The 21,240-nt window shown below is 61.5% G+C and carries 22 protein-coding genes; 14 read left to right on the top strand and 8 right to left on the bottom strand.

The annotated features are described in order from the left end of the window. Positions 1-309 precede the first annotated feature (309 nt). From VNX23_RS22770 to dnaQ, 4 genes are read left to right on the top strand one after another with little or no spacing between them, the layout of a single operon-like run. Positions 310-1,146 carry a pyruvate, water dikinase regulatory protein gene (locus VNX23_RS22770; RefSeq protein WP_325633821.1) on the top strand — a complete coding sequence of 279 codons (837 nt, stop codon included), beginning with the start codon at positions 310-312 and terminating at the stop codon, positions 1,144-1,146. Then, entirely contained in the window at positions 1,143-1,751 is a 609-nt protein-coding gene (locus tag VNX23_RS22775) for a Maf family protein (protein WP_325633823.1), read from the top strand. The genes VNX23_RS22770 and VNX23_RS22775 overlap by 4 nt, the downstream gene beginning before the upstream one ends. Positions 1,752-1,789: 38 nt before the next feature. Next, a complete protein-coding gene (coaE, locus tag VNX23_RS22780) occupies positions 1,790-2,389 on the top strand; it encodes a dephospho-CoA kinase (protein WP_325633825.1) in 600 nt (199 codons plus the stop codon). Between the two features lie 23 nt (positions 2,390-2,412). Continuing rightward, positions 2,413-3,135, top strand: a complete 723-nt coding sequence (dnaQ, locus tag VNX23_RS22785) for a DNA polymerase III subunit epsilon (RefSeq protein ID WP_325633827.1) — start codon at positions 2,413-2,415, stop codon at positions 3,133-3,135. Here dnaQ and secB read toward each other — a convergent pair. Continuing rightward, positions 3,122-3,613 (bottom strand): protein-export chaperone SecB, encoded by a 492-nt coding sequence (gene secB / locus VNX23_RS22790; protein ID WP_325633829.1) that lies wholly within the window; start codon positions 3,611-3,613, stop codon positions 3,122-3,124. The two genes, dnaQ and secB, sit on opposite strands and share 14 nt — an antisense overlap. A 527-nt stretch (positions 3,614-4,140) precedes the next feature. Here secB and VNX23_RS22795 point away from each other — a divergent pair. The 3 genes from VNX23_RS22795 to VNX23_RS22805 are packed head-to-tail and all read left to right on the top strand — an operon-like array spanning position 4,141 to position 6,948. Further along, on the top strand, positions 4,141-4,845 hold the full coding sequence (locus tag VNX23_RS22795) for a Tim44/TimA family putative adaptor protein (protein WP_325633831.1): 705 nt from the start codon (positions 4,141-4,143) through the stop codon (positions 4,843-4,845). Then, on the top strand, positions 4,823-6,355 hold the full coding sequence (locus VNX23_RS22800; RefSeq protein WP_414643058.1) for a murein transglycosylase A: 1,533 nt from the start codon (positions 4,823-4,825) through the stop codon (positions 6,353-6,355). The genes VNX23_RS22795 and VNX23_RS22800 overlap by 23 nt, the downstream gene beginning before the upstream one ends. Beyond that, the gene (locus VNX23_RS22805) at positions 6,352-6,948 is read left to right on the top strand and encodes a Smr/MutS family protein (RefSeq protein ID WP_325633833.1); all 597 of its coding nucleotides are present in this window, start codon (positions 6,352-6,354) and stop codon (positions 6,946-6,948) included. Before VNX23_RS22800 ends, VNX23_RS22805 begins: the two co-directional genes overlap by 4 nt. Positions 6,949-6,982: 34 nt before the next feature. On the opposite strand, the gene hslU is transcribed toward VNX23_RS22805, so the two are convergent. From hslU to hslV, 4 genes are read right to left on the bottom strand one after another with little or no spacing between them, the layout of a single operon-like run. Then, the gene (gene hslU / locus VNX23_RS22810; protein WP_325633834.1) at positions 6,983-8,284 is read right to left on the bottom strand and encodes an ATP-dependent protease ATPase subunit HslU; all 1,302 of its coding nucleotides are present in this window, start codon (positions 8,282-8,284) and stop codon (positions 6,983-6,985) included. Positions 8,285-8,326: 42 nt separating this feature from the next. Then, positions 8,327-8,929: a DUF2585 domain-containing protein gene (locus tag VNX23_RS22815; RefSeq protein WP_325633835.1), complete on the bottom strand. Its 603-nt coding sequence runs from the start codon at positions 8,927-8,929 to the stop codon at positions 8,327-8,329. Continuing rightward, complete coding sequence (locus tag VNX23_RS22820) at positions 8,926-9,408, bottom strand: GNAT family N-acetyltransferase (protein ID WP_325633836.1); 483 nt, start codon at positions 9,406-9,408, stop codon at positions 8,926-8,928. Before VNX23_RS22820 ends, VNX23_RS22815 begins: the two co-directional genes overlap by 4 nt. A 2-nt stretch (positions 9,409-9,410) precedes the next feature. Then, positions 9,411-9,971 carry an ATP-dependent protease subunit HslV gene (gene hslV, locus VNX23_RS22825; RefSeq protein ID WP_325633837.1) on the bottom strand — a complete coding sequence of 187 codons (561 nt, stop codon included), beginning with the start codon at positions 9,969-9,971 and terminating at the stop codon, positions 9,411-9,413. A 229-nt stretch (positions 9,972-10,200) separates the two neighbouring features. Here hslV and hisB point away from each other — a divergent pair, with 229 nt between their 5' ends. The 7 genes from hisB to coaA all read left to right on the top strand — a co-directional run bounded on the left by hisB (position 10,201) and on the right by coaA (position 15,004). After that, complete coding sequence (gene hisB, locus VNX23_RS22830) at positions 10,201-10,794, top strand: imidazoleglycerol-phosphate dehydratase HisB (RefSeq protein WP_325633838.1); 594 nt, start codon at positions 10,201-10,203, stop codon at positions 10,792-10,794. A gap of 25 nt (positions 10,795-10,819) precedes the next feature. Next, positions 10,820-11,350 carry a DUF2628 domain-containing protein gene (locus VNX23_RS22835; RefSeq protein WP_325633839.1) on the top strand — a complete coding sequence of 177 codons (531 nt, stop codon included), beginning with the start codon at positions 10,820-10,822 and terminating at the stop codon, positions 11,348-11,350. Next, positions 11,347-11,997: an imidazole glycerol phosphate synthase subunit HisH gene (gene hisH, locus VNX23_RS22840; RefSeq protein WP_325633840.1), complete on the top strand. Its 651-nt coding sequence runs from the start codon at positions 11,347-11,349 to the stop codon at positions 11,995-11,997. Before VNX23_RS22835 ends, hisH begins: the two co-directional genes overlap by 4 nt. Then, positions 11,994-12,734 carry a 1-(5-phosphoribosyl)-5-[(5-phosphoribosylamino)methylideneamino]imidazole-4-carboxamide isomerase gene (gene hisA, locus VNX23_RS22845; protein WP_325633841.1) on the top strand — a complete coding sequence of 247 codons (741 nt, stop codon included), beginning with the start codon at positions 11,994-11,996 and terminating at the stop codon, positions 12,732-12,734. Before hisH ends, hisA begins: the two co-directional genes overlap by 4 nt. 72 nt (positions 12,735-12,806) lie before the next feature. Further along, positions 12,807-13,583: an imidazole glycerol phosphate synthase subunit HisF gene (gene hisF / locus VNX23_RS22850; protein ID WP_325633842.1), complete on the top strand. Its 777-nt coding sequence runs from the start codon at positions 12,807-12,809 to the stop codon at positions 13,581-13,583. 94 nt (positions 13,584-13,677) lie between these two features. Continuing rightward, a complete protein-coding gene (locus tag VNX23_RS22855) occupies positions 13,678-14,001 on the top strand; it encodes a phosphoribosyl-ATP diphosphatase (RefSeq protein WP_325633843.1) in 324 nt (107 codons plus the stop codon). Positions 14,002-14,047: 46 nt separating this feature from the next. Then, on the top strand, positions 14,048-15,004 hold the full coding sequence (gene coaA, locus VNX23_RS22860) for a type I pantothenate kinase (RefSeq protein ID WP_325633844.1): 957 nt from the start codon (positions 14,048-14,050) through the stop codon (positions 15,002-15,004). A gap of 183 nt (positions 15,005-15,187) precedes the next feature. Here coaA and VNX23_RS22865 read toward each other — a convergent pair whose 3' ends face one another. The 3 genes from VNX23_RS22865 to VNX23_RS22875 form a co-directional block, all read right to left on the bottom strand. Continuing rightward, a complete protein-coding gene (locus VNX23_RS22865) occupies positions 15,188-17,443 on the bottom strand; it encodes a PAS domain-containing hybrid sensor histidine kinase/response regulator (protein ID WP_325633845.1) in 2,256 nt (751 codons plus the stop codon). A 395-nt stretch (positions 17,444-17,838) separates the two neighbouring features. Continuing rightward, positions 17,839-18,357, bottom strand: a complete 519-nt coding sequence (locus VNX23_RS22870) for a hypothetical protein (protein WP_325633846.1) — start codon at positions 18,355-18,357, stop codon at positions 17,839-17,841. A 1,066-nt stretch (positions 18,358-19,423) separates the two neighbouring features. Further along, the coding region (locus VNX23_RS22875) for an adenylate/guanylate cyclase domain-containing protein (protein ID WP_325633847.1) at positions 19,424-21,240 on the bottom strand (1,817 nt) is incomplete at its 5' end.

Below are 21,240 nucleotides of genomic sequence, written 5' to 3' on the forward strand. Positions count from 1 at the left end.
GTAAACGTGAATTGCACCCGCGCAAGTCTGTCCGGCGCTTCCCCAGGGTTTCTTCACATCTCTCAACAATTGCCATGTCGAACATGGTGTTCCACTAAAAAACATCTTCATCAAATGGTTGCGCGATGATGTCGCCAGCTTATGAAGAGACAAATCCACAAAACCTCATTATCCTTGGGCTCATTGAAAGGAGTTGTCCTCGTCTCGAGGCCTGTGAAGAAAAAGCCGGGTTATCCCGATCCGCCGAAACCTCCGCGAATTCTCTCAAGCCAGCTCCACAGCGATTCACAGATTGGACAGGGATTTTCTGTGCCCACGACCAGTAATTATTTCCATCTTCACCTGGTTTCCGACTCGACCGGTGAGACATTGATCACCGTGGCGCGGGCGGTCGCTGCGCAATATGCCAATGTGACACCGGTCGAACATGTCTATCCGCTGGTGCGCAGCCAAAAACAGCTCGATCGGGTGCTAAGTGAAATCGAGGAAGCGCCGGGCATCGTCCTCTTCACGTTGCTGGAGAAGGATCTCGTTGCCCGACTGGAGGCCAAGTGCCAGGAAATCAACATACCGAGCCTCTCGATCATCGGTCCGGTCATGCAGTTGTTCCATGCCTATCTCGGTGCGCCCACGACAGGCCGGGTCGGCGCCCAGCACACGTTGAACGCTGAATATTTCAAGCGGATCGACGCGCTGAATTACACGATGATGCACGATGACGGACAGCACGTCGAAGGGCTGGAGGAGGCCGATGTGATCCTCGTCGGCGTCTCCCGCACCTCAAAAACGCCGACCTCGATCTATCTTGCCAACCGCGGCATCCGTACCGCCAATGTGCCGCTGGTGCCAGGCATCCCGATTCCGCATCAATTGGAGACACTGCGGAAGCCTCTGGTGGTCAGCCTGCACGCGACGCCGGAGCGCTTGATTCAGGTCCGCCAGAACCGGCTGTTGAGCATGGGGGATCGCGATAATGACACCTATATCGATCGTCAGGCCGTTGCCGATGAAGTGGCGTTCGCGCGGCGATTGAGCGCCAAATTCAATTGGGCGCAGCTCGATGTCACGCGTCGCTCGATCGAGGAAACCGCGGCCGCTGTCCTGAAACTTTTCACCGACAGGCAACGGCAACGGCTGGCGGAATGACGCTGTGGCGCGGAAAAGAGCCGTTGATACTGGCCTCGCAAAGCCACGCGCGACAGGTGCTGCTTGCCAATGCCGGAATCAATTTCGAAAGCGAGCCGGCCGCAATTGACGAACGACAAATCCAGCAAAAATCGAATCTTTCCACACCTCGCGACATTGCTGCACTGCTGGCGCGCGAGAAATGCCTGTTTGTTTCGCGCCGCCGTCCGGGCCGATATGTCGTCGGCGCTGACCAGACATTGGCGCTCGGCACGCGGCTTTTCACCAAGCCTTCGGGCCGGATACAGGCCGCAGAACAACTCCGCGCGCTCGCCGGCCGCAGCCATGAGCTTTATTCCGCGGTTGCGGTCGCGCGCGACGGCAAGATATTGTTCGAAAAAATCGCGATCGCGCGCATGAGCATGCGAGCCCTGAGCGAAGCCGAAATCGGCGCGTATCTGGGCGAGGCGGGTGCGGCGGTCACGTCCAGCGTCGGCGCCTATCAGCTGGAGGGCCTTGGGGTGCACTTGTTTGAGCGGATCGAGGGCGATCACTTCACCATCCTTGGACTGCCCATGTTGGCCTTGCTTGAATTTTTCCGCAGCGAGCGGCTGCTTGGCGCGTGAAGGCGGATGCCGGATGGCATCGAGGAGTGATCATTGACATGATAGTCCTTGGTCTGACCGGTTCGATCGGGATGGGGAAATCGACCACCGCGAAGCTGTTCGCGGAAGCAGGTGTCCCGGTCTATGACGCGGACGCAGCCGTGCATAGGCTCTATGAAGGCGAAGCGGCGCCGGCCATCGAGGCCGCTTTTCCCGGTACCACCGCGAACGGCAAGGTCGACCGTAACAAGCTTTCGGCGCGTGTCGTGCATGATCCTGCGGCGATGAAACGGTTGGAGCAAATCGTTCATCCGATGGTCGGTGCCGCGCGACAGAAATTCCTGAACGCCGCCAGGCAATCGGGCGCGCCGGTTGCGGTGATCGATGTGCCGCTCCTGTTCGAGACCGGGGGTGAGAAGCGGGTCGACGCGGTTGTCGTGGTCACGACGACGGCGGAAATCCAGCGCCAACGGATTCTCGCGCGTCCCAACATGACCGACGAGAAGCTGGGTGCCATTCTGGCGCGGCAAATGCCTGACGCCGAAAAACGAAAGCGCGCCCATTTCGTCGTGGATACGTCGCACGGGCTTGAGCCTGTCCGGGCGCGAATTCAGGACATTCTGGCCAAGGCTGCTAAGATGCAGCCGCGACGATCCTGATTCGTCACTCTCGGCGGCTTCTCATGCGCGAAATCGTTCTCGATACCGAAACTACCGGCCTCGATCCGCTGCGCGGCGATCGGCTGGTCGAAATCGGCTGTGTCGAGATTTTCAACCGCATGCCGACCGGCCAGACCTTCCACCGGCATATCAATCCCCAACGCGACATGCCCGCGGAGGCGTTTGCCGTGCACGGACTTTCCACCGAGTTTCTCAACACCAAGCCGCTGTTTGCCGAAGTGGCCGACGAGTTTCTGGAATTCATCGGCGAGGCGCCGCTGGTGATCCACAACGCATCGTTCGACATCAGCTTCATCAACGCCGAACTGGAACGAATCCAGCGGCCGATCATCGCGCGCGAACGGCTCGTCGACACCCTGTTGCTGGCGCGGCGCAAGCATCCGGGCGTTTCGAATCGTCTCGACGACCTCTGCTCGCGCTATGCGATCGACAATTCACGTCGCACCAGGCACGGAGCACTGCTCGATGCGGAGCTTCTGGCCGAGGTGTACATCGACCTGATCGGCGCGCGGCAGTCGCAATTGATTCTTGCGGCGGAATCCCGCGATACCCGCGCGGGCGCGTATGGCGACATGCCAAGGCGGCAACGCGAGGTGCCCCTTGCGGCCAGGGTGACCGAAGCTGATCGTGCGGCGCATCGGGAGTTCGTCCTCACGCTCGGCGACAAGCCGATCTGGAACGACTTCCTGAACGATTTTTTGGGCGCATCGCCTAGCTTGGCTTGACTTGCGCCGCCGCGGTTTGCGCGGCCTGCCGTTCCAGATTCTGGCGGTAAAGACCGACGAAATCGACCGGATCGAGCATCAGCGGAGGGAACCCGCCGTCGCGTACTGCGGTAGCGATGATCTCGCGGGCGAACGGGAACAACAGGCGCGGACATTCGATCATGACCAAGGGATGCAGATTTTCCTTGGGCACATTGACGATCCGAAACACGCCGGCGTAAGCGAGTTCGAAGCTGAACATCAGCTTTCCGCCGCCTTCGGCCTTGCCCTCGACCGAAAGCGTTACTTCGAACTCGTTTTCGGCGATATTGTTGCCGCTGACATTGATCTGAATGTTGATCGCCGGTGGCTGTTGCTGTGGCGCCAGCGACGACGGCGCATTCGGGTTTTCGAACGAAAGGTCCTTGGTGTACTGCGCCAGCACGTTCAACTGGGGAGGAGGGGCCGCCTCTGGAGGCGTGCCGTTGCCGTTGGTCATAGGAATCTCTCCTGGAACGTTTTGAGCGAGCGAGGACCAATTTTGCGCCCGAATTCGCCGATGAGGTGCGAAAATGGCCGATCGGGGCGAGTGGCTATCATAGGCCCGCCTGCTTCCACAAGAAGGAACGCTGCCATCGCAGCGGGTGGCGGTCCCTCGAGGATCCCTCCATCGTCGCTCCATGCTCCCGTTGGGATTGCGGCAAGCGGCCGCAAGTTGCGCCGCCGGCCGATAAAAATCGGAACGTCCTTTCTAAATTATTGAATATGCGCGATTTCCGGCAGGGTTCGGGGTTTCCCCTTGCGCTGAAAACGCGCTACAATTCCACTTGTGGCAATGGGTGAGGCATTGGCCTGGTCCTGTTTCCATCGGCACGGAGCTTCATGTCGGGACGCGCCATTGGCCGGGCCGGAATTCGTGCCTACATAATGCTGACCCATCCATAAAGTAATCTCCGCCTTCCCACGACGGGAGTGATTTACGGCCGGGACCCGTGGTTGGCGTTAGAATCAGAAAGCGAATTGGACGTGGATATTTACACCATCATCTTCCTGGCTCTGGCCGTCTTCATCTTCCTGCGCCTGCGCAACGTCCTGGGACAGCGCACCGGAAACGAACGGCCGCCTTATGACCGGGCTGCGCGCAATGTCGTGCAGGGGGCACAGGACAACAATGTCGTTCCGATGCCGGGGGCGGTGATCGATCAGAAGCCGGTAGCGCCGCCGGCCGAAGTCGCGCCGCCGACCGATCGCTGGAAAGGCATCGCCGAGCCGGGCACTGCGTTGGCCCAGGGCCTTGACGGGATTGCTGCCCGGGATTCCTCATTCGATCCGCGCCATTTCCTCAGCGGCGCGCGCAGCGCTTACGAGATGATCGTGCTGGCCTTTGCCAATGGTGATCGCCGCGCGCTCAGGGATCTGTTGTCCTCGGAAGTATCTGAAAGCTTCGACGCCGCGATCAGGGATCGCGAGAAGCAGGAGCAAAAGACCGAGACGCGCTTTGTTTCGATCGACAAGGCCGAGATCGTGGGCGCTGAAGCCCGCGACCGCTCCGCACAGCTCACGGTTCGTTTTGTGTCGCAGATGATTTCGGTTACCCGCGACAAGACCGGTACCATTGTCGACGGCAATCCGGACAAGGTCGCCGATATCACCGATGTTTGGACTTTCGCCCGAGACACGACATCACGCGATCCGAACTGGAAGCTTGTTGGCACCGGAAGCGGTCACTAACGCGCGTCGGTGGGGACTGGTCGCGCTGTACGTGATCGCCGTTGCGCCGGCGCCCTTGACCGCGATTGCAGCCCGCAACGCCCAGACGCCGCCTTCCCCACACCGGGCGAGGTCGCTTCCTCCCAAAATTCGTTCGATTCCCTATACGCGACTTGAGTGGCCGCTCGAGATCAGTGGCAGCCAGTATGCGCCGGCCGCGTGGAGCGACATCGGCGGCTGGCGATCGGACGATCATCTGCAGGCGTTCAAGGCGTTTCGCGCGAGCTGCGTCTCGATTGGGGGGCAGCAAAAAGCGCTCGCCGAACCCAAGGCGCTTGGATCTTCGCTGACTGAACCCTGCCGCGCCGCGAGGGCGCTTGAAATTACCGACGGCGCCAGGGCCCGCACTTTTTTCGAAGAGCATTTTCTTCCGTTGCGGATTTCGCGGCTCGGGGAGGATGCGGGCTTCGTCACTGGCTATTACGAACCGGTCCTCGACGGGTCGCGGACCCCGACCGACGTCTACAACGTGCCGGTGTATCGGCGTCCATCGAACTTGTTCGTCCGTGGCTTCAGGCAAGAGGCGCCGAGTTTGCCCAACAAGGGCCAGGTATTTCGCAAGATCGGCCGTCGCAAGCTCGTGCCGTATTACGATCGGGCCGAGATCGAGGACGGCGCGATTGCCGGCCGAGGCCTCGAAATCTGTTGGCTCAAGGATCAGACCGACCTTCTTTTCGCGCAAATTCAGGGCTCGGCGCGGATCCGACTCGAAGACGGCACGACCATCCGCATCAACTACGATTCGCACAACGGCTATCCGTATACGGCGGTCGGCCGCATCCTGATCGATCGCGGCATCATCCCGAAAGAGCAGATGTCGATGCAGAAGATCAGGGAATGGATGGACCAGAACCCGGATGGCGCTAACGAATTGCGACGGCAGAACCGCGCTTACGTTTTCTTTCACGAGGTGCCACTTTCCGACAAGGACGAAGCAGTCGGCGCGCAGGGCGTGCCGCTGACGCCGGGCCGCTCGATTGCAGTCGACAAGTCGCTGCACGTTTACGGTACGCCTTTCTTCATCGAAGGCGAGCTGCCGATCCAGTCAGAGCTATCGAAGACGCCGTTTCACCGCCTGATGGTGGCGCAGGATACCGGCTCGGCGATCACGGGACCCGCGCGCGCCGATATCTATTACGGCGCCGGTGCTGAGGCCGGTCGCATCGCCGGCCGCTTTCGCCACAACATGCGATTTGTCATGCTCGTGCCGAAAGGTCTCGATCCGGTCGCACGCGGCCGAAAAATGCCCCTCCCGGACCCGCGGCCGTCAGAGAAAATCGCAAAACTGTTTCCACCCGTCGATGCCTTGAAGGATCAAGCCAAAAACCAGAAGAGTGGCGCAAGCTCTTCCAGCGTTGCGGCCGGGTCGACGGTGACGGGCAGGGTGCCGCTTCCAGAACCTCGCCCCGCGATCAAGCCAGGCAGCGATCCGAATCGCCGCCACCTCCGCCATGATCGGAACGGCCAATGAAGCGGCCACCCTCGATTCCGCTCTGGGAATTGTCGGCGCTGCGCCGCAAGCGCATCTTGAGCGAGGAAGAACGCGCACTCTGGGAGAGCGTTGCGAAGCAGACAAAACCGCTACGGAAAAAGCATCGCGCGGCAAAGCCGGACGCCGGCTCGTCCGACACGAAGGCTCATCTCGCTGCAAAGCCGGCAGTCTTGCCGCCATCGACGCCGCGCGGGAGCCCGCCGAAAATCGCGAAGCCCGCAATGCCGCCGCTGGCGTCGTTGGGGCGCCGCGAGCGCTCGCAACTTTCACGCGGCCAGAAAGAAATCGAAGCTCGCCTCGATTTGCACGGAATGACCCAGGCCCGCGCCCACCGCGCACTCTCGAGCTTTTTGCATCGTGCACACCAGGACGGTCTGACCTTCGTGCTTATCATCACCGGCAAGGGCAAGATTAGCGGCGCGGAAGCCGAGCGTGGCGTGCTGCGCCGCCAGGTGCCGCAATGGCTCAGTCAGCCGGAATTCCGTAACCTCGTGGTCGGCTTCGAAGCAGCCCATGTCGGTCACGGGGGCGAGGGCGCGCTTTATGTGCGCATCCGGCGATCGAGAACCTGAAAGGGAATTTGGAAACCTGAACTGTCCGCTTGGACTAGAGGATAAACCGGCTCAGGTCGGCGTTTCTGGCGAGATCGCCGACGTGCTTTTGGACATAATCGGCGTCGATCTTCACCGTCTCACCATGCCGGTCCGGAGCGGTAAACGAGATCTCGTCGAGCACACGCTCCATCACCGTTTGCAGGCGCCTGGCGCCGATATTTTCTACCGCCGAATTGACGGCGACCGCGACGTCGGCAAGCGCGTCGATGGCGCCGTCGGTGATTTCCAGCGTCACGCCTTCGGTCTGCATCAGCGCGACATATTGCTTGATCAGCGACGCCTCGGGTTCGGTCAGGATGCGTCGCAGGTCATCGCGGGTCAGAGGCTCCAGTTCGACGCGGATCGGCAGGCGTCCCTGCAGTTCCGGCAAGAGGTCCGAAGGCTTGGCGATATGGAAGGCGCCGGATGCTATGAACAGGATGTGGTCGGTTTTGACCGCCCCATGCTTGGTCGATACCGTGGTCCCCTCGATCAGCGGCAACAGATCGCGTTGCACGCCCTCGCGCGAGACGTCGCCGCCGATACGGCCGTCGCGGACGCAAATCTTGTCGATCTCGTCGAGGAACACGATGCCGTTGTTCTCCACCGCGGTGATGGATTCCTGGACCAGTTGATCACTGTCGAGCAGCTTGTCGGATTCCTCGTTGACCAAGATTTCATGCGAGCCGGCAACGCTCAGCCGGCGAGTCTTGGTTCGGCCGCCCAGTTTGCCGAAGATATCGCCAATCGAGATCGCGCCCATCTGCGCGCCGGGCATCCCTGGAATCTCGAACATCGGCAGTCCGCCCGAGGATTGCGTCTCGATCTCGATCTCCTTGTCGTTGAGTTCGCCGGCGCGCAGCTTCCTGCGGAAGGAATCGCGCGTTGCGGCGCTGGAATTGGCGCCAACCAGCGCATCGAGCACGCGTTCTTCGGCGGCCAATTGCGCGCGGGCCTGCACGTCCTTGCGCTTTCGCTCCCGGGTTTGGGCGATCGCGACTTCGACGAGGTCACGCACGATCTGCTCGACATCGCGGCCGACATAGCCGACCTCGGTGAATTTCGTCGCTTCGACCTTGATGAATGGCGCGCCGGCAAGTCTGGCCAGCCGGCGCGCGATCTCGGTCTTGCCGACGCCGGTCGGTCCGATCATCAAAATATTCTTCGGCAGCACTTCCTCGCGCAAGCTGCCGATCAGCTGCTGGCGCCGCCAGCGGTTGCGCAAGGCGATGGAAACGGCCCGCTTGGCATCGGTCTGGCCGACAATGAAGCGGTCGAGTTCGGAAACGATTTCACGGGGAGAGAAGTCAGTCATGGGTCCTAGCTATGTCGGAATGCCTTGCTGCACAAGCGGGCGTCAGACGATCGGCGGTCCGGCCTGCCATTGCCGGATTTCCTCAAAGGGGTGAATCAGCATGAGAATGTTCAGCGTGAGATTGTCGCGAATGTGGAGCCCGACCACAATCTCGAACGCGAGACCAAGGGCCACGGTCAGCGCGATCGGCAGTTTTCGCGCCAGCAGGAAACCTGCGACCATGGACAGCGTGTCGGAGACCGAGTTGACGATGCTGTCGCCAAAATAATCGAGCGAGACGGTGGCGGAACGATAGCGCTCGATCACCCAGTTGGAGTTTTCAACCACCTCCCAACCGCCTTCGATCAGCATCGCCACGATCAGGCGGGCAGGCCATGCAAGCCGCGGAAGCGCAAACCAGGTCGCGGCATAAAACAGGAAGCCGTGGATGATATGCGAAAACGTATACCAGTCGGTCAGGTGTTGCGAATTCTCCGAACTCCGCACCACGCCGTGCCAGAACTTCACATAGCCGCAAGCGCAGATCGGAAGGCGACCCATCGAAAACAGGATCGATGCCTGAAGAACGATCAGCCCGGCTGCCATCAGCGTCCATTGCCAGCCTGATAGACCGGACATCGCCGGCGTGCTGCGGGCGATCGTCATGAATCGCGAACCATCAGCAGCGCCGGCCCATCCGGCGTTTCGACGACCCTGTCGCGGCAGAAACCGGCCTTCTCGTAGGCGCGGATGGCGCGCGCGTTGGCTGGATCGGGATCGATGACGACGCGCGGCGTGCCGGCGGCGAGCAAGAGCTCGGTGAAAGTCCGGATGAACGCCGAGCCATGACCGCAATCGAGCATGTCGGCTTCGCCAATGAATTGATCAAGTCCGCGCGTGCCTTCCGGTTGTGGGCCCAAGCCGCTATTCCAGGTGCTCACGATGTAGCACTGCAGGTAAGCGAATTCTCGTTCATCCGCGGCGACGATGAACTGCGCCATGTCAGGATGATCGAGGTCGCCGCTGACAAGCTCGAATTGCTCCGAAGGGTCGTGCCACCATTGAGTAACATGAGGCGTCCCGAGCCAGCGCTTGATGGTCGGCAGGTCTTTGGCCGACATCGGGCGGAACGCATAAGTCCTCATGCTCAGCCGCCCAACGTCTCTATGGTCACACTGCGATTGGTGTAGACGCAGATATCGGCGGCGATATCCAGCGCCCGTCTTACGATGGTCTCGGCATCCTTGTCGGAATCGACCAAGGCACGTGCGGCCGCCAAGGCATAGTTGCCGCCGGATCCGATCGCCATCACGCCCGCTTCCGGTTCGAGCACATCTCCCGTGCCGGTCAGGACCAGCGACACATCCTTGTCGGCGACGATCATCATCGCCTCCAGCCGCCGTAAGTAGCGGTCGGTGCGCCAATCCTTGGCGAGTTCGACCGCGGCGCGGGTCAATTGGCCGGGATATTGCTCAAGCTTGCTTTCCAGCCGCTCGAAAAGGGTGAACGCGTCGGCGGTCGCACCGGCAAAGCCGCCGATGACATCGCCCTTGCCGAGTTTACGGACCTTTTTGGCGTTGGATTTGATCACGGTCTGGCCGATCGAAACCTGGCCGTCGCCGCCGATCACCACCTTGCCGCCCTTGCGAACTGTCAAAATAGTGGTGCCGTGCCAGACCGGTGGCGTCCCGTTGGGTGATGCTTGCATGGTGTACCTCGTGTTCGGCCAGATTTAGGGGCTGGCGCGCAGGCTTACAACACAGCGTTTTTTGAGCCAACGGACCATCCTTCGTACCAGGAAAATGCATTGGACCGGAAAGCGGCTCGATTTCAGTCACCATAGGCGGAAGTTCGTCCCCTTAAGCACTATCCCGCAGTGGCGAAGGCTGGCCCAGCCTGATAAAACGGCCGCGTTTTGGGTCAAGGGAAGCTTTTTCATGCGCAGCGCCACCGTCAAGCGCAAGACCAAGGAAACGAACATCGAGGTTGGGGTCAACCTCGATGGAACCGGCGTGTCCAGTGTCGCGACCGGGATCGGTTTCTTCGACCATATGCTCGAGCTTTTGGCGCGGCATTCGGGGATCGACATCTCGGTGAAGGCGGTCGGCGATCTTCACGTCGACCACCACCACACCACAGAGGACGTCGGCATTGCGCTGGGGCAGGCCGTGAAGCAGGCGCTTGGCACCATGGCCGGAATTACCCGCTACGCCAGCGTGCTGATGCCGATGGATGAAACCCTGTCGCGTGTGGTGATCGATATTTCCGGCCGGCCGGTGCTGGTCTTCAAGGTTGAATTTCCACGCGACAAGGTCGGCCAATTCGATACTGAACTGGTGCGGGAATGGTTCAACGCTTTCGCCGTCAATGCCGGCGTGACTTTGCACGTCGAGACCCTATATGGCGAGAACAGCCATCATATCGCCGAATCCTGTTTCAAGGGTCTGGCGAGGGCGTTGCGGGCGGCGGTCGCCATCGACCCGCGCTCCGCGGGCGAAGTGCCATCGACCAAGGGTCAGCTCGGCGGCTGACTTTCCTTCTCAGCGGAGAGTGATGATGCCGGTTTACACAGTGCACGCTCCGGCGACCAGCAACTGGGATCTCCGGACCACGGATCGCTTCACCTTCGTTCGCGACGGTTTTCACGTCTGGGCTGCGCTGTTTGGCGTGGTGTGGCTTGCCTGGAACCGTCTGTGGCTGGCGTTGATTGGCTGGATCGTTCTGATGATTGTCGTGGATGTCGCGATGATTCGCTTCGGCCTTGGCCCGGCGGCGGTCTTTCTCGTCGATGGCCTGCTTGCGCTGCTGTTGGGCTTCGAGGCTTCGACCCTGAAGCGCTGGAACTTGTCGCGGCGCAACTGGCGTCAGCTCGATATCGTGGTCGCCGACGACGAGGAGGCGGCAGAGCGGCGCTTCTTCGACCGCTGGACCGCCAAGCGACGCGCGCCGGGCAACGATCAATCATCGGTCGATCGCGGCGCGCCACCGCCGACCCGGGACGTTCCTGGCCAGGCATTTTCGCGACCGTTGCCGCCTTCTCGCGACGAGATCATCGGTCTGTTTCCGGAGCCGGGAGCATCGCGTTGAGTGTTGCGATCATCGATTACGGTTCTGGCAATCTGCACTCCGCCGCCAAGGCGTTCGAGCGCGCAAGCCGGAGCCTGGATGCTCCGGAAAGGATCGTCGTGACCCGCGATCCAGACGCGGTCTTTCGTGCCGACCGCGTCGTGCTTCCCGGCGTCGGCGCGTTCGCCGATTGCCGCCGCGGCCTGGACGCACTCGACGGCATGATCGAAGCGATGACGGAGGCGGTGCGGCACAAGGCGCGGCCGTTTTTCGGCATCTGTGTCGGCATGCAGCTGATGGCAACCCGCGGCAAAGAGTATGTGACCACCGACGGATTTGACTGGATCGCCGGCGATGTCGAAAAGATTTCGCCGCGCGATGCGGAGCTGAAAATTCCGCATATGGGCTGGAACACGCTCGATCTGGTCGCCGAACACCCGGTGCTCGAGCGCTTGCCCCTCGGCCCGAAGGGCAGGCATGCCTATTTCGTCCATTCCTACCATCTCAACGCGACCAACCAGTCGGACGTGCTGGCGCGCGCCGATTACGGCGGACCGGTGACGGCCATCGTCGCCCGGGACACCACGTTCGGCACGCAATTTCACCCGGAAAAGAGCCAGCGTTTTGGCCTGGCTCTGATCTCGAACTTCTTGAAGTGGAAGCCGTGATCCTTTTTCCCGCCATCGATTTGAAGGAGGGCCACTGCGTGCGCCTGGAGCAGGGCGACATGGCGCGCGCCACCGTCTTCAACCTCGATCCCGCCGCGCAGGCCGCGAGCTTCGCCGCGCAAGGGTTCGAATATCTGCATGTGGTCGATCTCGACGGCGCGTTCGCCGGCAAGCCGATGAACGCCCACGCGGTCGAGGCGATGCTGGCGGCAGTCAGCATGCCGGTGCAGCTCGGCGGCGGTATCCGCGATCTGAAGACGGTTGAAGCCTGGCTTACAAAAGGCATCGCGCGGGTCATCATCGGCACCGCGGCGGTGCGCGATCCGCAACTGGTCAAGGCCGCAGCGAAAACATTCCCGGGACGAGTCGCGGTCGGGCTGGATGCGCGCGACGGCAAGGTCGCGGTCCAGGGCTGGGCCGAAACCTCGGAAGTGACCGCGCTCGATATTGCGAGACGGTTCGAGGATGCAGGCGTCGCGGCCATCATCTTTACCGACATTTCGCGCGACGGGCTTTTGAAGGGCCTCAACCTCGATGCCACCATTGCGCTCGCCGAACGCATCTCGATTCCCGTCATCGCCTCGGGCGGCCTTGCTTCGCTCGACGACGTCACCGCGCTGCTTGCGCCCCACGCCAGGAAACTCGCCGGCGCGATCGTCGGTCGCGCGCTCTATGATGGCCGCCTCGACCCTCAAGCCGCGCTGGCGTTGATCCGAAGCGCGCGCGCTGCCGCGTAGCGCATGATCCGGAAAAGCGGGCACGGGTCTTTCGCAAGGATCAATCGCGAGACGGAGATTTAGGAGCTTCGAATGTTCAAGGTGCGCGTGATCCCTTGTCTCGACGTCAAGGACGGACGGGTGGTCAAAGGCGTCAATTTCGTCGATCTGCGCGACGCGGGCGATCCCGTCGAAGCGGCGATCGCCTACGACGCCGCCGGCGCCGACGAGCTCTGCTTCCTCGACATCACGGCGACCCATGAAAACCGCGGCATCATGCTGGATGTGGTGCGCCGCACGGCTGAAGCCTGCTTCATGCCGCTGACGGTCGGCGGCGGCGTGCGCACGATCGAAGACATCAAGACGCTGCTGCGATCCGGCGCCGACAAGGCGTCGATCAACTCTGCCGCGGTGAACCGCCGCGAATTCGTCAAGGAAGCGGCGGAAAAGTTCGGCGACCAGTGCATCGTGGTTGCGATCGACGCCAAGCGGGTGAAGCGCGGGACGAGCTCCGACCGCTGGGAAATCTTCACCCATGGCGGGCGCAATCCCACGGGGATCGACGCCATCGAATATGCCCAGGAAGTGGTATCGCTCGGCGCCGGCGAAATCCTGCTGACCTCGATGGATCGGGACGGCACCCGGCAGGGGTTCGACCTGCCGCTGACCCGCTCGATCGCCGATAGCGTCCCGGTCCCGGTCATAGCCTCCGGCGGGGTCGGCAATCTCGACCATCTGGTGGAGGGCATCCGCGAAGGGCATGCCACGGCCGTGCTCGCGGCATCGATCTTTCATTTTGGTGAATTTACCATACGTGAGGCCAAGGACCATATGGCGCGTGCCGGGCTGCCGATGCGGCTCGATCCCTGACGACTCTTTGTGAGGGAAGTGCTACAGGTCTTCTTGACGGCTGCCCTTCCTTGCCGAGCCATGCATATCGAGTTGATTCGATCGAGCCGAGTTGATGTCGCGTTTCACGATTCATGATCTGGCCAGCATCGTCGATGCCCGCGCCGAGTCGGGCGGGGAGGCGTCTTACACCCGCAAGCTCCTGGACAGGGGGTCGGAGCATTGCGCCAAAAAGCTCGGCGAGGAGGCGGTGGAGACCGTGATCGCCGCCATCGGCAAGGACCGCGACCATTTGATCGCGGAAAGCGCAGACCTGTTGTTTCATCTGCTGGTGCTTTTGAAATCGCGCGGCGTGAAGCTCGAGGAAGTCGAAGCCGCGCTCGAGCAACGGACCGGTATGTCCGGACTCGAAGAGAAGGCGGCGCGCAAGCGCGATTGACCGGCGTTCGGGCCGCGCCCGACGCGAACAGGTGAGAGGCGGCGTCATGGATGTTCGTGCACCGGAGCAAGTGTACAATCCGTACCGGATATTTTCCCGGGAGCAGTGGGCGCGTCTGCGCGAAGATACGCCGATGACGCTGGAGCCCGGCGAATTCGCAAGACTGCGCTCCATGCATGACCGGCTCGATCTCCAGGAGGTCGAGGATATCTATCTGCCGCTGTCGCGGCTGTTGTCGATCTACGTCGATGCGGCGCACAGGCTCTATCAGGCACAACGCCAGTTTCTCGGCATCCGCGATCGCAAGATGCCCTACATCATCGGTGTGGCGGGCTCGGTTGCGGTGGGCAAGTCCACCACCGCGCGCGTGCTGCAGGCGCTCCTGGCGCGCTGGTCGCCGCGGCCGAAGGTCGATCTGATAACGACCGACGGGTTTCTGTTTCCCAATGCGGTGCTGGAGCGGCAAGGCCTGATGCAGAAGAAGGGCTTTCCCGAAAGCTATGATCTGCCGATGCTGTTGGCATTCCTCAGCGACATCAAGGCCGGGCGGCGGCCGGTGCGCGCGCCAGTCTATTCGCATTTGACCTACGACATCATTCCGAACGAGTGGATCGAGATCGACCGGCCCGACATTCTGATCGTCGAAGGCGTCAATGTCCTGCAAACCGGCCGGCTTCCGCGCGACGGCAAGGCGATAGCCGTGGTTTCCGACTTCTTCGATTTCTCCGTCTATATCGACGCCGAGGAATCGGTATTGCGCGACTGGTATATCACGCGCTTTCTCACACTTCGCGACACGGCGTTCCACGATCCGCGATCCTATTTCCATCGCTATTCGCTGCTTTCCGACGATGAAGCGATCGCGACCGCAACTGCGATCTGGGAGCGTACCAACCTTGCCAACCTCGAAGACAACATTCTGCCGACGCGGCCGCGCGCAACCTTGATCCTGAAAAAGGGCGCCGACCATGTGGTGGAAATGGTGGCGCTGCGGCGTTTGTAGCAGGGCCAAAAATCCGCACTCATTTCAAGGCACGCGGTCTTTCCTCGTCGAGAAAGCCCATGAGCTCATGGAAGAACTGCATGCGGTTCTTCTCCAGCCCCTGAGAGACGTTTTTGATTGGCATCAGGCTCAGGGGAATCAGCGACGACGTCAAGCTGGCGCGGAGGAATGGGTGGATTGCGCTCACGCAGCGACGTGCTTTGCGGCAGCCAGGCCAGCGAGCGCGTCGGCAAGCTTTTCGCGATCGAGCGGCTTGATCAGAAAACCATCCATTCCCGCTTCGAAACAGGCATAGCGATCTTCCACCAGCGTGTTGGCGGTCAGGGCGAGGATCGGCGTCTGGCGGCTGGAGCTGTCGGCCTCGCGGGCGCGGATGCGCCTGGTGGTCTCGATGCCATCGAGACCCGGCATCTGGATGTCCATCAGCACGAGGTCGTAAGGCGTGCCGGCGGATTTCGCCGATAGCCAGGATTCCAGCGCTTCTTCGCCGCTGGTGGTGACGACCGCTTGATGGCCGAGCCGAGTCAGAAGCGATCGCATCAACAGCGCATTGATCTCGTTGTCTTCGGCCACCAGCACCGAAAGGCCGCGCGTGGCGGCAGCCACTTTCACCTCGGTCCCGTCGGAAAGTTCGACCATGGCGCCGGCTGCGATCTCCGGCGCGGGAGTTTCTTCCGCGAGCAGGCGGGCCGCGAGCGAAGCCGCGCGCAGCGGTTTGACCAGATAGCCGGTCAAGGACGAGGCGGTCGAGGCGGATCGGAGTTCATGCCGGCTCGCCGGCGTGAACATGACGATGCGTTGCCTGGCATAGGGCTTTGCGGCCTCGGCCAGTGCTTCGACCTCCTCCGGGCCGAGGGCGTGATCGAGCAGAACCGCCTGCCATGTCCGCTCCGGCAGCAGGGCTTGCGCAACGGCCGTGTCCGAGACCACGCAGGTCTGAGCGCCCCAGCGTCCGAGCCGGCGCGCGATCAACGACGCCTCGATCGTTTGCGGCGCCACCAGCATGATCGATTTGCCGGCAAAATCCGGGCTTTCGAGGCCTTGCGGTCCGCCGCCACGGCCGGCGGAGGGAAGCGGAAGGGCCACTTCGAAGATCGAGCCCGCGCCGGGGGCGCTTTCAAGGGTGATGCGGCCGCCCATGCGCCTGACGATGCGCTCGGAGATGCTCAGGCCGAGTCCGGTGCCGCCATAGTTTCTGGCGATCCTGTCGTTGGCCTGTTCGAATTCGCGGAAAATCCGCTCTTTCGCCTCCGGCGCGATGCCGATCCCGGTATCGCGCACGAAGAAGCTGATTTCGTTGGGCCATATGCCGGGCTCGACCATCAGCGCCACGCCGCCTTTTTCGGTGAATTTGATCGCGTTGCCGGCAAGGTTGAGCAGCACCTGGCGCAGCCGCGCGGCGTCTCCGATCACCTGCGCCGGCAGGTCCTCGTCGATATAGGCGGCGATTTCGAGCTTTCGCGCCTGTGCCCGCGGCGCCAGAAGTTCGGTGATGTCCTCAATCAGGGCGTGGAGTGCGAACGGCCGATGTTCGAGATCGATCTTGCCGGCCTCGATCTTGGAGTAATCCAGCAATTCCTCGATCAGCGCGAGCAGCGCGTCGCCCGAAGTCTTGACGGCCTTCGCATAGGTCATCTGCTCGCCCGTCAAGGCGGTGTCGAGCAGGAGGCCGCTCATGCCGATGATGCCGTTGAGCGGCGTTCGGATCTCGTGGCTCGCCATCGCCAGGAATCGCGATTTGGCGCGGTTGGCGGCGTCGGCCTGGTCGCGCGCCTCGGCCAGCGCGCGCTCGGTCTCGGTGCGGTCGGTGACGTCGCGTCCGACGCATCGTGTCTCGGCAGGTGCGCCTGCATCGACGCGAACCAGCCCTTCGCGCCAGGCGATCCAGCGCGGTCCGAGCGAAGTTGCGATCTTCTGATCATGAATTCTGGTGCCGTTCGGCTCGATCGCGCTCTCGCCCTGCTCGAGAATGGTGAGCTGGAAGGGGCTGCCGATCAGCGCGTCGCGCGGTTTGCCGGCGAGTTCGCAAAAAGCGTCGTTGGCGAAGGTGATGCGGCCGTCCGCGTCGCGCAGCACGATCAGATCGCCTTGCGATTCGAACAGGCTGCGGGCGCGTTCCTCGGCTTCCTTCAATTCCCAGTTGCGATCGACCAGCGCCTCGTTATGGATCGCGACCTTGCCAAGCTTCCTGTGCAGGAATCGCAAGCGCATGCTCTGCATGGCAAGCCCGAGGCAGGCAAGCGCGAACAAGAAGCTCGCCCCGATCGCAAAGGCATTCGGGTCATAGCCGGAATTTTCCGCGCGGCTGCCGACGATGAATCCATACGCGCCGCCGAAGGTGGCGGAAAATACCATGAACGATCGAACGGAGAAGATGATCCAGGGGTGGCGCCGTGCGAAGCGGCGTATGCGCAACTTGATCCAACGAATCCGCCCCATCGCCCGATTACCCTGACTTTCACGTCGCAATTGTCGTTTTGATTGACACCGAAGATGTGGCAGCGACCTTGCAAAGGGTTTTAGGGCGCATGGTTTTCGACGTCGGCTTGAGAACAGGGTTGACGAAGTGTTAAGCCGCTAAAACGCGATGACTTATGTCGACGCCAACGCGCTTTAGTTTCTTGTTTGCGCATGATCTCCGCGCAAACGCGTTTCGCGTTTGTCGCTTCGGAAAACCGCTGCACACTTTGCGCTAACGCGGCCCTTCGGGTCCGGATCATGCGCTAGTGGAGTGGATTTGACATTCGCTACCAGCCCAGCCGCAAACTCGTGAAACGCGAATGTCAAAACCAAAACTCCACTAGAGAACTATATTTGCTAGTGGTCCTTTGATTCTAACATTCGCAAAGGTGCCTCCCGAAACGGGTTGCGAATGTTAGAATCAGACCACTGAGCGAGGCGTGTCCACCATGTTGGCCGCTTCCGGCACCGACGACGAGCGCTGCCGCGTCGCGCTCAGAGAAGCTTTTCGAGCGGACATAGATCCGGAAATCGGCCGGGCCGTCATGCGAGAGATAGATCACGGGTTCGTCTTTCGCGGGATAGACCGACACCGTCACGAGCCGGGTGGCCGGGTTGGCCGCGCAGGCGCTCTGATCTGCGTCCTCCGCATCGTCCACAACGGCAAAGTCGGCAGTCTCCGGGTTTTCCGAGAGTCCGACCCGCACGGTTGCCGATGCGGGATCGTCGGTGAAGGCGACATGGAGGTCGGCATGCCAGGGCAGGTCGGAGATTTCGACCGAAGCGTCGTCGACCGCGATGCAGGGATGTGAGGCCGGGAACAGGTAGCCAGCGGCGATGACCGCACCGGCAATCAGTGGAACGGAAAAGAGTAGAACTTTCAAACGCAACATCGCACGCCACCCAATCAACGCAAGCCCTCCACACGCAGGGCTTATGGTTGGCGGAGCGTAAACAAAACTCGTTACCGGGGAGTTGACGCGCAAGATGCTCTCCATTGGGACTCCGAGATTCCGGGTCTGGTCTTTCAGACCATCCCGGAATGACAGCGAGCCCGTCGCAGCCACGCTGGTGCGATCTCGCGGCGCGCGCGCCGCAAGTTGGCTTTAAGGAAACCTGCCCTCGAAGGATCAAGGGCGCAGGGAATGCCGGGCGATCGACGCGCCCCGCAGCCTCGCGTGCGAATGAAAAAAAGCACACGAGCAAGTCACCACGGATCACACCGCTTTCGTCCGGCATTCCCCGCGCGAATGGTTTTAACGGCTTATTTCGCGCTCTCCTTGGTGAGCCGGGCTTTGTTGCCACCATCGCCTGAGAGATCATCGCCTCGACAGGCTTGACATCAGCGTCGGGATGTCAGGACCACACGACTTCGCCGTCCGTGAGGCGCGCTTTCGTCAGCCGCGCGCTCACGTCCATCGCATCCCGCGCCCAACGTTCGTGACGATCGCGAAACGCCCCTTGTTGATGAGGCGGGACGTTGCAGATCGTGAAGTGTTTCGGGGTCAAGCGGCAAGCGCCAGCGGCTGCGGCAGATTGGCACGACGGGCAAATCAGTTTGCGACTTGCTGTTTTTTCAACTGTCAAGCGGCACACCAATGTCGTCGCCGCGCACGCTGGAGCATGATCCGGACCCGAAGGGCCGCGTTGGCGCAAAGTGGAAACCGGTTTTCCCTCGCGACAAACGCGGAACGCGTTTGCGCGGAGATCATGCTCAAACCAAGAGATGAGATCATGATGCGATTCCACTTAATCGCATCATGATCCAGGACCCAGACGCCGCGGCCCTGCTTTTGGCGCGAAGAGAGACGGCCTTGAAATCAACCGGCGTTGGTGATTATGGCCCTCTGCGTTCGCAGGGCGGACCGGTGATGTGAATTCTTGGTGAGTCAGGGCTACCCTATGCCGCCCGCCTCACATCGTCTCCCGCGTGTTCGCCACAGAGACGCAGCACTGGGCTCATTGGGGCAGTCCTGCGAGGCGCAGGCCTTCCGCGTACTTTTCCACGAACGCGGACTTCTGATAGGGCCCGAGGTATTCCCTGAGGCGGGAAACGCCGAATGCCGGGTCAACGACTTGCAAGCGGGCGGCCAATCCATGTGCCGTGTCGATGTGGCCGGCAAACGCAGCACTGGCGGCTCCGATGCGCAAGCAGACATGTGCGTCCGGACTGTGCCGGAGCATCTCTTCTGCCAGACCTAGCGCCTTCTCATATTCGCCCAGGAAAAAGCGGGCGTGCGCCATCGCCGCAAAACTTGTAAGTCTGAGCGATCCAGGGTCGAGCCGTTGGGCACGGCCAAGGTGCTCAATCGCCAAGTCAGGATGTCCCTGCCAGGTGTTGAGCCAGCCGCTAATTGCCCACGCACTGGCAAGATTGGGGTTCAGTTCGAGGGCCCGGTCAATGAGTTGCCTTGCTGACGAGAGGTCTTGGAGCAGATAGGCCACCGCCCACGCAGCCTCGCCCAAAGCCACGCTGTCATCCTGACCTACCCGTGCGACAATCGGCCAAAGTCGTGATATTTCGCTTCTCCTATGCGCAATGTCGTCTGCCTCTGCCAGAAGTAAGTCAAAGCGATGGGCATGACAGTGCATCGCCATCCCGTAGGCGGATGCGTAGTCGGGATCGAGAGCGCTCGCCTTCGTGAACAGATGCAACGCTTGCTCCAAACCCTCCACTGTCATGGGGGAAAGGCACGCCAGACCTCTCAGGTAGCAATCGTAGGCATCGGTGTTGCTGGGAGGCCTACGCCAAGCGCGTACTATCTCGGCCCGTTCCACCCTCGGAGCAATGGCCCCGACTACCTTCTCTGTGACCTCATCCTGGAACTCAAAAACATCCTCCAGCGCGCCGTCAAACCGCTCTGCCCATATGTGGGCTCCACTCGCAGCGTCGATCAGCTGAGCCGCAATTCGCAATCTGCTTCCGGCCTTGCGCACGCTGCCTTCCAGCACATATCGAACACCCAGTTCGCGACCCACGCGTTTTACGTCAATCGCCTTACCCTTGTAGCTGAACGCAGAGTTCCGGGCGATTACGAACAGCGACTTGAACCGCGACAGCGCTGTAGTGATGTCTTCGGCCATACCATCAGCGAAATACTGCTGCTCGGGATCGCCGCTAATGTTCTGAAACGGAAGTACCGCAATGGAAGGTTTGTCAGGGATCGGAGGCAGGTTCTCCGCCTCAGCGACATGCGCGGGCGCAGCGTCGCTCGCTTCATTCGGCGCGCACACGTGATACGCTCTGATCGGCTCATGAATGTTCTTGATGTGCAGGGCACCAAGCTCCGCAAAGGTCACCGGCAGGACCTTGCGCACCTGATCGTATGTTGCACCGGAAATACAAACGGCTCCGGGGTTCGCAATGGACTGTAGCCGCGCGGCAATGTTCACACCGTCACCGAAGAGGTCCCCGGCGCGCACCATTACGTCGCCGATGTGGATCCCGATGCGGAAACAAATGCGGCGTTCGGGTGCTCGACTTGAGTTCGCTTGGGCCAGCGCAGTCTGCGCTTCCACCGCGCACCGAACGGCATCCACAGCACTGCCGAACTCGGCGAGCACGCTATCGCCCGCCGTGTTTGCTATGCGGCCCCTGTGTTCCCCAATGATCCTGTCGAGGATCGCACGTCGCTCGGTAAGCCCTTCGAGCGTGCCGACCTCGTCAGCGCCCATGAGGCGGCTGTAGCCTTCGACATCCGCTGCGAAGACCGCCACGAGGCGTCGGCTGACTGCCATAGGGTCTGACATATGTGCCCCAATGCCAACCTGTGGCG

The organism is Bradyrhizobium sp., assembly GCF_035570375.1.
In the GTDB taxonomy this organism is placed as follows: Bacteria; Pseudomonadota; Alphaproteobacteria; order Rhizobiales; family Xanthobacteraceae; genus Bradyrhizobium.

What these genes read in the sequence shown, in the direction of transcription:
- VNX23_RS22775 (WP_325633823.1), top strand. Translation starts at nt 1,143, where the DNA reads ATGACGCTGTGGCGCGGAAAAGAGCCGTTGATACTGGCCTCGCAAAGC.
- coaE (WP_325633825.1), top strand. Translation starts at nt 1,790, where the DNA reads ATGATAGTCCTTGGTCTGACCGGTTCGATCGGGATGGGGAAATCGACC.
- dnaQ (WP_325633827.1), top strand. Translation starts at nt 2,413, where the DNA reads ATGCGCGAAATCGTTCTCGATACCGAAACTACCGGCCTCGATCCGCTG.
- secB (WP_325633829.1), bottom strand. Translation starts at nt 3,613, where the DNA reads ATGACCAACGGCAACGGCACGCCTCCAGAGGCGGCCCCTCCTCCCCAG.
- VNX23_RS22805 (WP_325633833.1), top strand. Translation starts at nt 6,352, where the DNA reads ATGAAGCGGCCACCCTCGATTCCGCTCTGGGAATTGTCGGCGCTGCGC.
- hslU (WP_325633834.1), bottom strand. Translation starts at nt 8,284, where the DNA reads ATGACTGACTTCTCTCCCCGTGAAATCGTTTCCGAACTCGACCGCTTC.
- VNX23_RS22815 (WP_325633835.1), bottom strand. Translation starts at nt 8,929, where the DNA reads ATGACGATCGCCCGCAGCACGCCGGCGATGTCCGGTCTATCAGGCTGG.
- VNX23_RS22820 (WP_325633836.1), bottom strand. Translation starts at nt 9,408, where the DNA reads ATGAGGACTTATGCGTTCCGCCCGATGTCGGCCAAAGACCTGCCGACC.
- hslV (WP_325633837.1), bottom strand. Translation starts at nt 9,971, where the DNA reads ATGCAAGCATCACCCAACGGGACGCCACCGGTCTGGCACGGCACCACT.
- hisB (WP_325633838.1), top strand. Translation starts at nt 10,201, where the DNA reads ATGCGCAGCGCCACCGTCAAGCGCAAGACCAAGGAAACGAACATCGAG.
- VNX23_RS22835 (WP_325633839.1), top strand. Translation starts at nt 10,820, where the DNA reads ATGCCGGTTTACACAGTGCACGCTCCGGCGACCAGCAACTGGGATCTC.
- hisF (WP_325633842.1), top strand. Translation starts at nt 12,807, where the DNA reads ATGTTCAAGGTGCGCGTGATCCCTTGTCTCGACGTCAAGGACGGACGG.
- VNX23_RS22855 (WP_325633843.1), top strand. Translation starts at nt 13,678, where the DNA reads ATGTCGCGTTTCACGATTCATGATCTGGCCAGCATCGTCGATGCCCGC.
- coaA (WP_325633844.1), top strand. Translation starts at nt 14,048, where the DNA reads ATGGATGTTCGTGCACCGGAGCAAGTGTACAATCCGTACCGGATATTT.
- VNX23_RS22865 (WP_325633845.1), bottom strand. Translation starts at nt 17,443, where the DNA reads ATGGGGCGGATTCGTTGGATCAAGTTGCGCATACGCCGCTTCGCACGG.
- VNX23_RS22870 (WP_325633846.1), bottom strand. Translation starts at nt 18,357, where the DNA reads ATGTTGCGTTTGAAAGTTCTACTCTTTTCCGTTCCACTGATTGCCGGT.